This is a genomic window from Aliarcobacter vitoriensis (assembly GCF_048320235.1).
GTDB classification, from domain to species: Bacteria; Campylobacterota; Campylobacteria; order Campylobacterales; family Arcobacteraceae; genus Aliarcobacter; species Aliarcobacter vitoriensis.
Genome location: NZ_CP182882.1, coordinates 2,101,044 through 2,115,513, shown reverse-complemented (window position 1 = coordinate 2,115,513; position 14,470 = coordinate 2,101,044). Strand labels below are relative to the sequence as shown.

The following is a 14,470-nucleotide window of genomic DNA, read 5'->3' as shown; positions in this document are numbered from 1 at the left end:
AATTAAAATTACTAAATTATTAAGATTTATAATGATAGAATCTCTTAAATAATTTAGTTTTTTATGAGATTAAAGGTGTTATAAATTGGATAAGAATCAAGAAAAAGAGTTTGACCTCTTTTTAAATAATTTTAAAAAACAATCTTCTAAAGTGGGTTTAAAAAATACAATTCAAAAAGATTATATTTTAAAAACTCTATTTCTATCAAAAGAGCATCTAACAGCTGAAGATATTTTAGAAGAGATAAAAAAAACTTACAATATTAATATAGGCATAGTTACTATTTACAATACTATAAAATTCTTTCATCAATTAAACCTAGTAAATTTACTAGATATTGGCGATGGAACATTTAGATATGAATTCAACCATAAAACTCATCATGACCATCTTGTATGTACAAATTGTAATCTAATAAAAGAGTTTACAGATGATTTTATAGAAGAACAACAACAAGAAGTAGCAAAAAAACATAAATTTATTCTTAGCAACCATATAATGATTATTTATGGTATTTGCGAAGAGTGTCAAAACTCTGATAGCAATTCTTAATTTATAATAAGTTACATTTAATTTTAAAAACGAAAAAATACATTTTGAAAAAGGAGATTATTGTGATTAAAACAGAAGATATCATAAAAATGGCAAGTTATTTTACAATTATAGCTCATTCACCAGGAAGACTTCGTGTACGGGTAAATCCAAAAATTACAAAAGAGGCTTCAAATATCACTTTGGATGATATTCAAAATCTTCCAAATAAAATAGATGGAATAAAAGAGATAAAAATTAATAAAATAATAGCTTCTGTGACGATTTTATATAATCCAGATATTTTTAGTCCAAAACTATGGGAAGATTTGATAAAATCTGAGAATTTAGATGAACTTACAGTTCTTATAAACAATTTGGCAAAGGAGGTAATTTAATGGCAATTGATTATAATATTTTAATAAACAAAAAAGTTGATACAAACTCAAATGTACCAGTTCGTGATCAAATTTTGCAAATTGCAATTTATGATGAGTTCAAAGCTTACGAAACATACACAAGAATTATTGAGAAATTTGGAAATATTAATCCATTTATAAATATAAAAGAGGCAGAAGCTATTCATTATAGTGTTCTAATCCAGCTTATGCAAAAGTACAATGTTGAAGTTCCAATGAATGATTTTTCAACACAAATCATCAATATTCCAAATACAATAATTGAGTGTTGTGAGCTAGGTGTTGCAGGAGAGATTGACAATATTGCAATGTACAACAATCTTTTAAATTTTGCAATCGATGATGATATTGTTGATGTATTATTTAAACTTCAAGCAGCTTCATATAATAATCATCTTCCAGCTTTTAGAAATTGTGTGTTTAATCACTATAATAGTGGAGCAACTACTGGAAATCAAGATGATATTATGCAAAAGATGCAAGAGTATCAAGATATTTTAAATAATGTAATGAATGGAAATATAGATGAAAGCCTTATTTCCTCACTATTTTCAAAATTAAATATATCAATGATTGGTGGAGCAGTAAGTGGTGGTGCAATAATTGCACTATTGAATAATTTTTTAGCACAAAATTCAAAAGAAGAGGAGTAAAAAATGGCATTACCTTTTATCTTAGGCTTAGCAGTTGGTGCAGGAGCTATAATAGCTTATAAAAATTCTGATAAATTAAAAGCAAATAGTAAAAAGCTTTTTGGGTATGCAAAAGATAGTTCTAAAGAACTTCAAGAAAAAGTAATTACTGTAAAAGAAAAACTAGAAGAAAAATTACAGCAAAAACCTGAAAAAAAAGAGATTAAAAAAGAAGAAGTAAAACCAAAACGAAAATATACTAGAAAACAAAAGGAAGTTAAATAATGAAAAATTTTGAAATAAATACTGGAACTCCTAGGAATGTTTTAGGTCATGTAATAAGTGGTGCATTAGCTAGTGCAGTTATAAGTGGTGCAATAAACTACAAAAAATATAAAAATGGTGAAATAAAAAGCTGTGAAGCAATAAAAGATACTACAAAAAGAACTTCACAAGGAGCAATAGCAACTGGAAGTGCAATAGCAACTACAAACTATATTGGTGAAGGAAGTTGGTTAAAAGCTTTAACATCAGCAAGTATAGGAATTGCTGGAATTTATGCTTTAGAATTAGTAGAAGAAAAATTAGAACAAAAATATTTGACAAATCAAAATATAGAAATTGAAGGAGAATAATATGGCAACAAATCAAAATAACCAAATAAATAACAATCAAATCAATGTTAATCCTTATGATACAAATATAAATAATACAAGAGTAAATAACAATCAAAGTGGATTAAATATAAACCAAAATCCATACATTAACCAAAATGTAAATCAAAATACTCAAAATGTTAATAATCCTGTTCAACAAAATAATTCAATCTTAAATGGAGATTTTGTAAAAGGTGCTTTGATTGGAGCAGCATTGACTTATGTATTAACAAATAAAAATGCTCAAGAAAATATTTTTAAAGCATTTGAAAAAGGAAAAGAATTTTTAAGTGCTGGAGTTGAAGAACTTAAAGAGAGAATTGAAGATGCAAAAGCTTCAATGAATGCAACAAAAGAGTTCTAATGAGCGATTTTCTTAAAGTTCATCAAATAAACTTAAGAGCTAGATATAAATTATCAATTTTAAAAGATAGTTTTATTGATGAAAATATTTTAAAAAACTATTTTTTAGATATTGATTTTATAGAAGATGTAAGAGTAAACAAAAAAGCTTACTCTGTAATATTTGAGCTTAAAGAAGATAGATTTTTAGAACTTGAAAAAATAATTGAAAATCTAAATAGAGATTTACTTCTAAAGTCTTGTGACAAAAACCCAGCTAGTGTTTGTGTATCTTGTGTAAGTAGTGAAGAACCTTCAATAAAAGGAACACTTCTTGCCACAAGTGCTTTAATAGCTGAAAGATTAACTACAAATAATACTATAAAAGCTGGTTTAACAACTGCTGCTTCTATTCCTCTTTTGATTGATGGAACAAAAGAGTTGTTTAATGAAGGTTTAACTTCTCATGTTCTTGAAGCAGGAGCTGTTGCTATTTCTATTTATAGAAAAGATTATTTAGCAGCAAACTCTACAAATGCTATGTTAGAACTTGGTGAATATATAGAAGAAACAACCGTTCATAAAAGTGATGATTTATTAAAAGAACTAGCTCGTCCAAATGTAGAAGAAGCTTGGCTTGAAAAAAAGATAGATGGAAAAGTTAGTGAAGTTTTAGTAAAAACAGAAGATATTCAAGTTGGAGATATTGTTGTTGTAGGAACTGGAAATACTATTCCTATTGATGGACATATATTAGAAGGCACAGGAACTGTAAATCAAGTATCTATGACAGGAGAAGCTGAACCTATTGTAAGAGTTAGAGGAGATAAAGTTTTATCTGGGACGATAGTTGAAGAAGGAAGATTTAGAATTTGGGCTGAACATGTAGGAGCAAATACTGCTACGCAAAGAATTAGGCACTATATTGAAAACTCTTTAAACGAAAAATCATCAGTTCAATTAAAAGCAAATAAATTAGCAAATAAACTAGTTCCTGTAACTTTAGGTTTAGCAACCGCTGCATATATTTTTACAAGAGATTTTGAAAGAGTAGCGTCTGTGCTTCAAGCTGATTACTCATGTGCATTAAAATTAGCAACTCCTGTTGCTTTTAAATCTACTATATCGAAAGCTGGTCATAGTGGAATAATGATAAAAGGAGCAAAATCTGTAGAAGCATTAAGTAGTGCTGATACTTTTGTTTTTGACAAAACAGGAACTTTAACAGCTGGTCAATTAGAAGTTGTAAGTGTTGATTCATATGATGATAATTGGAGTAATGAAGAACTATTGAACCTTACTGCTTCAACAGAAGAACACTACTTTCATCCAGTTGCAGAAGCAGTTGTAAAAGCAGCAAAAGAGCGTGGTTTTGTACATATGCATCACGAAGAAGTAGAGTTTATAGTTGCTCATGGAGTAAAAACTGAAGTTGATGGGAAATCTGTAATTATAGGTAGTCGTCATTTTTTAGAAGATGATGAAAAAATAGATTTTTCAAAGTGTAAAGAAAAAATAGAAAAATCTTTAAAAAAAAGTGATACTTTACTCTATATTGGTTATAACGGAAAATTATTAGGAACAATTGGTCTTTCTGATGAATTAAGAGAAAATTCAAAAGAATCTATAAAAAAATTAAAAGATCTAGGTGTAAAAAATATAATTATGCTAACTGGTGATATAAAATCAAAAGCACTAAAAATAGCCAAAGAACTGGGAATAGAAGATGTAAGAGCTGAACTTTTACCAACAGATAAAGCTAAAATTGTAAAAGATTTAATGAATGAAGGTAAAAAAGTAGCTTTCATTGGCGATGGAATAAACGATGCACCAGCATTAATCTCTGCACATGTAGGAATATCTATGTTTAGAGGTGCTGATATTGCAAAAGCAACTGCAGATATTAGTCTATTAAAAGATGATATTTCAGCAGTAGTTGAAGCAAAAGAATATGCAAATAAAACAATGGGATTGATAAATACAAATTTCAATGCAACAGTAGGTATAAATTCTTGTATTTTAGCTGGGGCAACATTTGGATTATTTTCTCCTATAGTAACAGCTGTGTTACATAATGGAACAACAATAGGTTTATTATTAAATTCTATTAAAGGTGTAAAGGTTAAAGAAGCTAAAAAACAATAATTGTTATTAGTTGTATTTAAGGTTATATTGGTAAAATTCTAAGAATTATTATTAAAGGATTTTACCAAATGCCAATTTTATTACCAATAGCAACAGCTTTAACAGCTATTTTAACAGTGAAAACAGTGAAAAAAAGTATTAAAACTTATGAAAGAAGAAAAAAAAGAGATGAAAGAGATAAAATTTGATTTAGAAGTTCAAAGAGAAGTTGCAAAAATAGGTATGACTGCTACTTTAGGTGCAACTGTTGTGACATCAATGTTTATGAAAAATTCTGTTGCAAAAAAAACTCATGTTGTTGCAGGAGTCGCTTTTTGTGGTTTTGCATTATGGCATCATATGCTTTATCAACCAAAAAAATCAAATAAAACTAAAGAAAAATTACCGAATATTTTATCAAAAACACCTACAAAATAATCTAAGTTCTTGTTAATTATTTTTTAGATAGAATCCAAAAATTATTGAAGGAAAAATTAGATGAATAAAAGAGTTCTTGTTAAATTTTCAGGAGAAGCATTAGCTGGCTCTGAAGGTTATGGAATAGACACAAAAATATTAGATTACATAGCAAATGAAATTAAAAGTTTAGTTGAATATGGTATTGAAGTTGCTATTGTTATTGGTGGTGGAAATATAATTCGTGGAGTTACAGCTGCTGCTGATGGTGTTATTAAAAGAACAAGTGCTGATTATATGGGAATGCTTGGAACGGTAATAAATGGTGTTGCAATGCAAGAAGCTTTAGAATATAAAGGATTAAGTGCAAGGCTACAAACAGCAATTAAAATGGAAGAAATAGCTGAACCATTCATCGTAAGAAAAGCTATGAGACACTTCGAAAAAGGAAGAGTTGTAATATTTGGAGCAGGCACTGGTAATCCTTACTTTACTACTGATACAGGTGCAACATTAAGAGCTACAGAAATTGGTGCTGATTTACTAATAAAAGCAACAAAAGTAAATGGGGTTTATGATAAAGACCCTATGAAATTTACTGATGCGGTAAAATTAAATAATTTAAGCTATGATAGAGCTTTAGAAGATCACATTAAAGTTATGGATGATACAGCAATTGCACTTGCAAAAGATAATAAACTCCCAATAGCTGTTACAAATATGAATGAAGAAGGAAATTTACTAAGAATCGTAAAGGGTGATTATAGTAGATGTTCTATTGTTAAATAAGTTTAAAAGGAAAATTTTATGGAAAGATTAGAAGAAAGAATTTCAAGAGCTTTAAAGCAAGTTGATAATGACAGATATATTTTGGCTATTGCTGTTGGACAAAGAGCAGATGAGTTAAGTAAAGGTGCAAAACCACTTTTAGAGCAAAATACTCAAAAAATGAAATATACAGATATTGCAATAGATGAAATAGCAAGTGGACTTTTAAAAATTGAAGGTTTAATACCTAACAAATAAGTTAAATCTTATTTCAAGTAAATTATATGAATCAATTTTTTAAAGAAGTACAAACCATCAATACTATTGACGGTGCTATAAATAAATTAAAAAGTCAAATTGATATTTCAGATAAACTTTATGAAATTATTAATTTTATTATTGAAGCGCATGAAGGTCAATTTAGAAAAAGCGGTGAACCCTATAGTGTCCATCCAATATTAGTTGCAACTGTTACTTCAAGCTTCTCAAAAGATGAAGATGTCATTGCAACTGCCCTACTTCATGATGTAGTAGAAGATACTGCTTTTACTTTAGAGTATGTTGAAAGTAAATGGGGTAGCAATGTAGCAAATATGGTTAAGGGGCTTACAAAAGTTGCTGATATTAGAGAAGAAAACTTTGTAACTTCAAAAGATTCAACTGATTCAAAAATAATTTCAGCTGCACTGACTTTTAGAAAAATGCTTATTGCTTCTGTTGATGATCCAAGAGTTTTAATAGTAAAACTTTGTGATAGACTTCACAATATGCTTACTTTAGGTGTTCTTCAACCACACAAACAAAGAAGAATAGCTGAAGAAACTTTGGTTGTTTATGTTCCAATAGCAAATAGATTGGGTATTTCTACACTTAAAAATGAACTTGAAGATTTGTCATTTTTCTATATTTATCCAGAAGAATATAAAAAAATAAATGATTTCTTAAAAGAGCATGAACAGTCTATGCAATTAAGTTTTAATAACTTTATAGCTGTAACAAAAACTCTTTTAGAAAAAAATGGATTTGATATAAATAAAATTAAAATCTATTCAAGAATAAAACATCACTATTCGATATATCTAAAAATGCAAAGAAAAGGTATTACTATTGATGAAGTGCTTGATTTATTTGCTATTAGAATTCTTGTTGAAAATGACATTGACTGTTACAAAGCATTAGGTCACATTCATTTAGAGTTTAAACCTTTAGTCTCAAGATTTAAAGATTATGTTGCAACTCCTAAAGAAAATGGTTATCAAACAATTCATACAACAGTTTTTTATAACTCTAAAATTTATGAAATTCAAATTCGTTCATTTGAAATGAATAAAGTTGCAGAATATGGAATTGCAGCTCACTGGGTATATAAAAGTGGTGCCAAAAATTCTACAAACTTAAATTGGCTTAAATCCTTAGAATTTTCAAATGATAATATTGAAGAGTTTTATTCAGATGCAAAAGAAAACTTATTTAATGATGAAATTATAGTATATTCTCCAAAAGGAGAAGTATTTATACTTCCTATTGGTTCAACTGCATATGATTATGCTTTTGCTATTCATACGGATGTAGGAGAAAAAGCTATTTCATGTTATATCAATAAGATAAAAAAGCCTCTTTTAACAGTTTTGAAAAGTACTGATATTGTATCTATTGAAACTGGAGAGGAAACAATTGCAAGATGTTCTTGGGTAGATATGTTAAAAACGCCAAGAGCAAAAAAACAACTTAAAATTCTTTGTACGCAAAGACAAAAAGAGATAGATAAACTATCTGGAAGAAACATTATTAATACAGTTTTTTCAAGATATTATGAAAATATAGTTGAAGTTTACCCAATTGAAAACTTATATAAAGTTCCTCAAGTTCTTAGCTATTTTAAACACTCAAAGTTACTTTTAGAAAAAAAAGTAGCAAAAGATAAAGGTTTAATGGCTAGATTTAAAATATTAACTAGTAAAATAAAAGAGTATAAATTTGATAATATGCTAATCTACTCAAATTTTAGTATAAATTCAATATCTTTTGAACACTGTTGTCATCCTAAATTTGGAGATGACATTGTTGCTTTTAGAAATGGAAATGAAGCAATAATTCATCATAAAATGTGTGATAAAGCATATTCAAAAATCAAATCAAATCATCAAATGTTATTTTGTACATGGACAAAAAATAGCGTATTTAAATATAAAATGTTAATTAGTATTCCAAATACAAGAGGTCAATTAGCAAAGGTCTTTAACTATTTATCTACAAATGAATTTTATATTTTATTTGTATCATTTGGAAGACAAAAACATACATACAACCAATATTGCGAAATAGAATTTGAAACAAATATATCAAATATCGATGAAGTAAAAAGAATAGTTGAGAAAAATATTAAAGTTATAGAATTCTTCTCTTCAAAAGATGCATATAATAAATAAAGGTTTAAAAATTATGGAAAATAAGATTATAGAAGCAATAAATGAAATAAAAAGAGGAACAGCTGAAATAATAGATATTGAAGCTATTGAAAAATTAATAAAAAGATATTTTGAAACAGGAGAAAATTTTTATGTAAAAGCTGGATTTGATCCAACAGCTCCTGATATTCACATTGGACATACAGTATTAATACAAAAATTAGCAACTTTTCAAAAATTTGGTGGGATTGTACAATTTTTAATTGGAGATTTTACAGCAACTATTGGAGACCCAACAGGGAAAAGTGAAACAAGAAAAATATTAAACACAAAACAAGTTTTAGAGAATGCTGAAACATATAAAGAACAAGTTTTTAAGATATTAGATCCAAATAAAACTCAAGTTGTATTTAATAGCCAATGGTTAAATGAACTTGGAAGTGCAGGAATAATAGCACTTGCTTCAAATTTAACTGTTGCTAGAATGCTCGAACGTGATGATTTTTCAAAAAGATATAGTTCAAACACTCCAATAGCAGTTAGCGAATTTTTATATCCACTACTTCAAGGATATGATTCAATAGCACTAAAAAGTGATATTGAACTAGGGGGAACAGACCAAAAATTCAATCTTTTAATGGGAAGAACTCTTCAAAAAGCTTATGATATGAAAAAACAACAAGCTGTCTTAATGATGCCAATTTTAGAAGGACTTGATGGTGTTCAAAAAATGTCAAAATCTTTGGGTAATTATATTGGTGTTACAGATGAACCTTTTGATATGTTTGGAAAAGTTTTATCTATTAGTGATGAGCTTATGTGGAGATATTTTGAACTACTATCATCAAAATCTATAAATGAAATTGAAGATATTAAAAAAGGTGTTGAAAATGGAACTTTACACCCTAAAAAAATCAAAGAAGAACTAGCTTCGGAATTAGTTGATAGATTTCATGGAATTGGAGCAGGAGAATTAGCAAAGCAAGAATTTGAAAAAGTTTTTGCGAAAAAAGACATTCCAACAGATTTAGAAGAGTTCATATTTGAAGATGAAATATGGGTTTGTCAAGCTTTAGTTGATAGTAAATTAGTAGATTCTACTTCTCAAGCAAGAAGAGATATAAAATCAAATGCTGTTTCAGTTAATCAACAAAAAATAAATGATGATAAACTAAATTTAACTAAAGGCGAGTATATTTTACAAAAAGGTAAAAAAAGTTTCGCTAAGATAGTAATAAAATAAAAAGGGCCTTTGTGAAAATAGGAAAATATGATATAAAGTATCCAATAATTCAAGGTGGAATGGGGGTAGGAATAAGCTGGGATCAACTTGCTGGACATGTTAGTTTAGAAGGTGGATTAGGTGTAATTTCTGCTGTTGGAACAGGATATTACAAAAAATTAAGTCCAAAAGTTGAAATAATAACAAGAAAAGATAAACCAAAAGATGTTATAAATTTTTATAGTAAAGATGCTTTAAAAGAAATTTTTGAAAATGCTAGAAAAATTTGTGGAAAACTTCCTCTTGCAGCAAATATTTTATATGCTATAAATGATTATGGAAGAGTAGTTCGTGATGCTTGTGAAGCTGGGGCAAATATTATTATTACAGGAGCTGGAATTCCTACAAATATGCCAGAATTCACAAAAGATTTTCCAAATGTAGCACTAGTTCCTATTGTATCAAGTGCAAGAGCATTAAAGCTTATCTGTAAAAAATGGCAAAGATACAATAAAATTCCTGATGCAGTAATAGTTGAAGGACCTTTAAGTGGTGGGCATCAAGGATTTAAATATGAAGACTGTTTTAAAGAAGAGTATCAACTTGAGAATATTGTTCCACCAGTAATTGAAGAAGCAAAAAATTGGGGAAATATTCCAATAATTGCTGCAGGTGGAGTTTGGGACAAAAAAGATATTGATAAATTTTTAGAAATGGGGTGTGCTGGTGTTCAAATGGCAACTAGATTTATAGGAACACATGAGTGTGATGCTGATGAAAAATTTAAAAATGTTCTTGTAGATGCTAATAAAGATGATATAGTTTTGATGAAATCTCCTGTTGGACTTCCAGCTCGTGGAGTAAAAACAAATCTTCAATTTTCAATAGAGAATCATACTGCACCAAAAGTTCAATGTATTTCAAACTGTGTTGCACCCTGTAATAGAGGTCATGAAGCAAAATTAGTAGGATACTGTATTGCTGATAGATTAGGGGCTGCATATAAAGGTGATACTGAAACTGGTCTATTCTTTTCTGGTTCAAATGGTTATAAAATTGATAAAATAATATCTGTAAAAGAGTTAATGGAAAAATTGACTAAGGGAGAGTAGTTATTTTAATTAGATTCTTTATTTGTTTAATTTTATTTTTTAATATATCTCTTGCTTCAAGCTTAGAAGAGCAATACAAAGAAGCAAGGATAGAGTTTTTAAAGTCTTCTCTTAAAAAAGATGAAGGTCAAAAAATAAAGGATTTAGAAAGAATTATAAATTTAGGTAAGAAACTAAAAAAAGACACAAGACCTGATGAAGAAAAACTAAAGCTTTTAAATAAAAGAAATGTGAACTTATCAAAAAAAGTAGACTCTAAAACAACAACTCAGCAAAATAATAAAATAAATCAGAATACTAAAACTCAGGTTCAACAAACAAATCAAAATAAACAAGCTAATATTATGCACTCTATAAAATCTGTGAATACTTCACAAAATTCTATTATAATCGATTTTAATGTTGATATATCAAAAAGTGATATTAAATTTTTTGAGTTGAAACCTTCTCCATTATACAGAGATGTATTTGATATAAAAGGCTATTTTAAAGATGCTCTTGCAACAAAATTATCAATTCAAGGAGAAGAACAGATAACTATTGGGCAATTTCAACCAGATGTTTTAAGAATAGTTATTTCAGGACAAAATAACCCAGATACATCTTACACTCTATCAAAAAGACAACTTATTATTGATGTAAAAAGTCAAACAGTTAAAAAAGAAGATACAAAAGTTCAACAATCAAATCAAGTTGTTACTCAACAAGTAGCAATTAAAGAAGATAATAATTTTATTGATACAACAAATGCTATTCGTTTAATAGAATCAAACAATAATACAATTAATGTAAAATTCAATAAAAAAATAACTCAAAAAGATATAAAATATACAAATATTAAGCAAAGTGGAAATTTTGAATATATTTTTGACATAACAGGACAATATAAGTTCGCTAATCCTATAAAATTATCTTTGGATAATATTGATAAAGTTATAACAACACAAAATAAAAATAGTGTAAGAATAAGATTTATAAATAAAAATTCTGCTCAAATAAAATATAATTTAATAAATAATGAGTTAATAATTGAAACAATATCTACAAAATCAACTTCAGCTCCTACACAACAAACTATAAATCAAGTACAAAATATAACACCAAAAAATGTAAAAAACAAAGTTATAGTTATCGATGCAGGGCATGGAGGAGATGATGTTGGAGCAGTTGGTCCAAATAAAAGATATGAAAAAATTGTAAATCTTGAAGTTACAAAATACCTTGAAAACATTTTAAAACAACGTGGTTACAAAGTTTATCTTACAAGAACAACTGATAAATTTATAAAAGTTATGGATAGAACAGTTTTAGCAAATGAAAAAAATGCTGATCTATTTATATCAGTTCATACAAACTCTATTACTAAAGAAAAAGCAAATACAACAAGTGGAATAGAAACATTCTTTTTAAGCCCAGCAAGAAGTGAAAGAGCAAAAAGAGTAGCAGCTCTTGAAAATAAATCAGATATTAGAGAAATGAATGAAAGTTCAAAAAATGTTTTCTTAGAGAGTCTTAATCGTCCAAGAATAACTGCATCACATAAATTTGCAATAGACGTACAAGCTGGGCTTTTACAAGCTGCTAGAACAAAATATAAAGATGTAAAAGATTCAGGTGTTAGAGAAGGACCATTTTGGGTTCTTGTTGGAGCACAAATGCCATCAATTCTAGTGGAACTTGGTTATATTTCACATCCTGAGGAAAGTAGAAGATTATATGAAAAAGAGTATCAACAACTACTAGCTAATGGTATTGCTAATGGTATAGACTCTTACTTTCTAAAAAACCCTTAATATTTTTTATTAGGTTTTCTTGTTTTTTCTTTATTTTTGGGAGTTTTTTTAAAGAGAAAAATTTTACTTTAGAATTTTCCCAAGAAAGATACTCTTTTTTAAGAATATCTTTCTCAAAATATTTATTAATTCCTTCTATATTAGAACTATTTACTAGCCAAATACCAATATCTTTGTCTTCATTTATTTGTTCAAAGTACTCTTCAAAAAGTGCAATATCAACACTTATAGAACTCTCTTCAAAGACTTCTCTTTTTGCACATTCAAAAGCACTTTCATTTCTATTTTTACTACCTTTTAAACAACCCCATCTTGCTTGACTTGCAACACCCAAACACAAAAGAATCTTTATATCCTTTTTATCCACTAAATATGGAACAATACCATAAGTTTTAACATTACTCATTTTTAAAAAACCTAAATATCTTGAATTTTTTTTACATATAAATAAGACGAAATAATAAACCAAACTATCAAAGGAACTATTATTGAGAACTCAGGAATCAAAACTCCTGAACTTGTAATTTTAAATAGAAAAAAGAATACTCCCCAAATTACTAAAGTTCCAAATACTCCAAATGACACAAATTTTCCTAAATTAAAAAATCTACTATTTAAAGAAGCATAAGCAAATATTAAAAATAGTAATGGAATAACAAAAAATGGAATAAATATTTGATTATAAATATTTGTTCTTATCTTTTGGGTATTTACACCTTGTTGTTCAAGGAGTATCCAAGCACTTAAAGCATCAAGTAAAGAGTAATCACTTTTTGTTTCATAAACATTATTTAAAATTTTTGGTTGAAAGCCTTCTAATGTATGTAAAAACTTCTCATTTCTAACTGTTAGCTGAGAGTTTTCATCTATATTTTTAGGTTTAGATATAATTTTTGCATCTATTACATACCATCTATTATTCTGAAAATAAGCTTTTTGAGCAATTATAGTTTCTATAATATCTTCATCTTCAATTTTATAAATATGTATATTTTCAGCTTTTTTTTCCAAAGGAAATAGTTTTTGGAAATATACAAAATGTTCATTATATTTTAGAAAAATATCACTTTTAGTACTAGAAAAATACTCATTATCCAAAATTTTTCTTTTTTGTTCATAAGAGTATGCTAAAGGAGTCATTTGTAAAATAATCAATAAAATAAGTAATATAAAAGATAAAGTTACAATAGGAGAGAAAATATCTTTTCTTTTAGCTCCCAATGCATAAAAAGCTACAAACTCATTATTTTTTATAAATGTTATTAAAGTTACAATCCAAGCAAAAATAATTGATAATGGCAAGGCTAAAGTGAGGGTAAAAAAACCATTATAAAATATATATAAAAGTTGTAAATTTGCAGAAGTTGGTACAGATTTAAAATTTTGTAAAAAATCAATTCCTACAAAAAAGACTTCTAATGATATTAGAACTATAAGAAAATTTCTTATATATTTTGTAAGAAGATATTTTGTTAATGTACTCATATTTTACTTCAATGTATACTTAGATTTTACTTCATCAATATCAAACTCTTTTAAAGCTTCAATTGATGTAATAATATGTGGAATAATTTTACTATAAAGTTCTTCTAACTCTTCTTTAGAAAAATTACTCAAAACATAATTTGCAACATCTTCTTTCTCTTGTGGTTTTCCAATCCCAACTCTAACTCTTATATAATCTTTACCTATATGGCTATCAAGTGATTTAAGTCCATTATGTCCACCATGTCCGCCACCAATTTTAAATTTAACGGCCCCAAATGGTAAATCTAAGTCATCATGGATAATAATAATATTTTCTAAATCAATTTTATAATACTCTTTTATACTATGGACTGCAACGCCAGAGTTATTCATATATGTAATTGGTTTAGAAAATAGATTATAAGCTGATTTTTGTAAGTTTGATTGAAAATTTTGATTGTTTATATTTGAAGTATTCAGATTTTTAGTTATTTCATCAATAACTAAAAACCCAATATTGTGTCTTGTTAACTGATATTTATCACCAATATTTCCAAGACCAACAATTAAATACATAT

Annotated in this window: 17 protein-coding genes; 14 read left to right on the top strand and 3 right to left on the bottom strand. The window is 27.5% G+C overall.

Features of this window, described 5'->3' with window-relative positions; all coding sequences use genetic code 11:
* The first annotated feature begins 85 nt into the window (after positions 1 to 85).
* From ACNSOS_RS10515 to ACNSOS_RS10450, 14 genes are all read left to right on the top strand, one after another.
* Positions 86 to 553, top strand: a complete 468-nt coding sequence (locus tag ACNSOS_RS10515; protein ID WP_418185252.1) for a Fur family transcriptional regulator — start codon at positions 86 to 88, stop codon at positions 551 to 553.
* Between the two features lie 62 nt (positions 554 to 615).
* Complete coding sequence (locus ACNSOS_RS10510) at positions 616 to 930, top strand: hypothetical protein (protein WP_418185251.1); 315 nt, start codon at positions 616 to 618, stop codon at positions 928 to 930.
* On the top strand, positions 930 to 1,604 hold the full coding sequence (locus ACNSOS_RS10505; RefSeq protein WP_113893321.1) for a ferritin-like domain-containing protein: 675 nt from the start codon (positions 930 to 932) through the stop codon (positions 1,602 to 1,604). Before ACNSOS_RS10510 ends, ACNSOS_RS10505 begins: the two co-directional genes overlap by 1 nt.
* Positions 1,605 to 1,607: 3 nt before the next feature.
* On the top strand, positions 1,608 to 1,868 hold the full coding sequence (locus ACNSOS_RS10500) for a hypothetical protein (protein ID WP_418185250.1): 261 nt from the start codon (positions 1,608 to 1,610) through the stop codon (positions 1,866 to 1,868).
* A complete protein-coding gene (locus tag ACNSOS_RS10495) occupies positions 1,868 to 2,218 on the top strand; it encodes a hypothetical protein (protein ID WP_418185249.1) in 351 nt (116 codons plus the stop codon). The genes ACNSOS_RS10500 and ACNSOS_RS10495 overlap by 1 nt, the downstream gene beginning before the upstream one ends.
* 1 nt (position 2,219) lies before the next feature.
* Positions 2,220 to 2,603, top strand: a complete 384-nt coding sequence (locus ACNSOS_RS10490; protein ID WP_235826936.1) for a YtxH domain-containing protein — start codon at positions 2,220 to 2,222, stop codon at positions 2,601 to 2,603.
* Complete coding sequence (locus ACNSOS_RS10485) at positions 2,603 to 4,726, top strand: heavy metal translocating P-type ATPase (RefSeq protein WP_418185248.1); 2,124 nt, start codon at positions 2,603 to 2,605, stop codon at positions 4,724 to 4,726. Before ACNSOS_RS10490 ends, ACNSOS_RS10485 begins: the two co-directional genes overlap by 1 nt.
* 177 nt (positions 4,727 to 4,903) lie before the next feature.
* Positions 4,904 to 5,143, top strand: a complete 240-nt coding sequence (locus tag ACNSOS_RS10480) for a hypothetical protein (RefSeq protein WP_113908910.1) — start codon at positions 4,904 to 4,906, stop codon at positions 5,141 to 5,143.
* A 60-nt stretch (positions 5,144 to 5,203) separates the two neighbouring features.
* Positions 5,204 to 5,911: a UMP kinase gene (pyrH, locus tag ACNSOS_RS10475; RefSeq protein WP_113908397.1), complete on the top strand. Its 708-nt coding sequence runs from the start codon at positions 5,204 to 5,206 to the stop codon at positions 5,909 to 5,911.
* Positions 5,912 to 5,929: 18 nt separating this feature from the next.
* A complete protein-coding gene (locus ACNSOS_RS10470; protein ID WP_113893311.1) occupies positions 5,930 to 6,148 on the top strand; it encodes a DNA-directed RNA polymerase subunit omega in 219 nt (72 codons plus the stop codon).
* A 26-nt stretch (positions 6,149 to 6,174) separates the two neighbouring features.
* Positions 6,175 to 8,319: a RelA/SpoT family protein gene (locus tag ACNSOS_RS10465; protein ID WP_113893309.1), complete on the top strand. Its 2,145-nt coding sequence runs from the start codon at positions 6,175 to 6,177 to the stop codon at positions 8,317 to 8,319.
* Positions 8,320 to 8,332: 13 nt separating this feature from the next.
* On the top strand, positions 8,333 to 9,541 hold the full coding sequence (gene tyrS / locus ACNSOS_RS10460) for a tyrosine--tRNA ligase (RefSeq protein WP_418185247.1): 1,209 nt from the start codon (positions 8,333 to 8,335) through the stop codon (positions 9,539 to 9,541).
* An 11-nt stretch (positions 9,542 to 9,552) separates the two neighbouring features.
* The gene (locus tag ACNSOS_RS10455; RefSeq protein ID WP_418185246.1) at positions 9,553 to 10,632 is read left to right on the top strand and encodes a nitronate monooxygenase; all 1,080 of its coding nucleotides are present in this window, start codon (positions 9,553 to 9,555) and stop codon (positions 10,630 to 10,632) included.
* Positions 10,633 to 10,862: 230 nt separating this feature from the next.
* Positions 10,863 to 12,425, top strand: coding sequence for an N-acetylmuramoyl-L-alanine amidase family protein (locus tag ACNSOS_RS10450; protein ID WP_418185245.1), 1,563 nt, complete (start codon positions 10,863 to 10,865; stop codon positions 12,423 to 12,425).
* Here ACNSOS_RS10450 and ACNSOS_RS10445 read toward each other — a convergent pair.
* Genes ACNSOS_RS10445 through pth form a run of 3 tightly spaced genes read right to left on the bottom strand, consistent with a single transcriptional unit; the run spans position 12,388 to position 14,468 of the window.
* Positions 12,388 to 12,831 (bottom strand): NUDIX domain-containing protein, encoded by a 444-nt coding sequence (locus ACNSOS_RS10445; protein ID WP_113893304.1) that lies wholly within the window; start codon positions 12,829 to 12,831, stop codon positions 12,388 to 12,390. The genes ACNSOS_RS10450 and ACNSOS_RS10445 overlap by 38 nt on opposite strands.
* Before the next feature lie 11 nt (positions 12,832 to 12,842).
* Positions 12,843 to 13,910 carry an LptF/LptG family permease gene (locus ACNSOS_RS10440; RefSeq protein ID WP_418185244.1) on the bottom strand — a complete coding sequence of 356 codons (1,068 nt, stop codon included), beginning with the start codon at positions 13,908 to 13,910 and terminating at the stop codon, positions 12,843 to 12,845.
* Positions 13,911 to 13,913: 3 nt separating this feature from the next.
* On the bottom strand, positions 13,914 to 14,468 hold the full coding sequence (pth, locus tag ACNSOS_RS10435; protein ID WP_418185243.1) for an aminoacyl-tRNA hydrolase: 555 nt from the start codon (positions 14,466 to 14,468) through the stop codon (positions 13,914 to 13,916).
* Between the last annotated feature and the right edge of the window lie 2 nt (positions 14,469 to 14,470).